Genomic DNA, 614 nt, shown 5'->3' with positions numbered 1-614 from the left:
ACCGTGATGGCCTCGGAGGCCACCACGAAGAACCAGCCGCCCGACATCGACATCATCATGTTCCAGATGAGGCCCGGCATCGAGAACGGCACTTCGAGCTTCCAGAAGCGCTGCCATCCTGTGAGGTGGAAACCTCGCGAGACTTCGTCCAGATCGCGCGGCACCGTGCGCAGCGACTGGTAGAAGCTGAAGGTCATGTTCCAGGCCTGGCTCGTGAAGATCGCGAAGATCGCCGCGAGCTCGGCGCCCATCACGCGCGAGGGCACGAGTGCAAGGAAGAACGTCACGGTAAACGAAATGTAGCCGAGCACCGGCACCGACTGCAGGATGTCGAGGATCGGCACCAGCACCTGGCCCGCACGGCGGCTCTTGGCCGCGAGCGTGCCGTAGACGAGCGTGAACACGAGCGAGGCGACCATCGCTGCAAGCATGCGCAGCGTGGTGCGCATGGCGTACTCGGGCAGCATCGACGGGTCGAGCGAGATCGTCTGCGTCTTGAGCGTGGCGATGGGCGCCATGGTCTGGTGAAAGCCCACGACGGCCATGGCGATCAGGCAGATGATGAGCGGGAACGCCACGAAATCCCAGCGATTGGGCAGCACGCGCCACGCCGA

Annotated in this window: 1 protein-coding gene; it reads right to left on the bottom strand. The window is 64.2% G+C overall.

The window, feature by feature from the left end; translation table 11 throughout:
- The coding region (locus U5775_RS38950; RefSeq protein WP_322063441.1) for an ABC transporter permease subunit at positions 1 to 614 on the bottom strand (614 nt) is incomplete at both ends.

It is taken from the genome of Paraburkholderia sp. J63 (assembly GCF_905220245.1).
In the GTDB taxonomy this organism is placed as follows: Bacteria; Pseudomonadota; Gammaproteobacteria; order Burkholderiales; family Burkholderiaceae; genus Paraburkholderia.
This window is presented reverse-complemented; position numbering and strand designations above follow the sequence as displayed.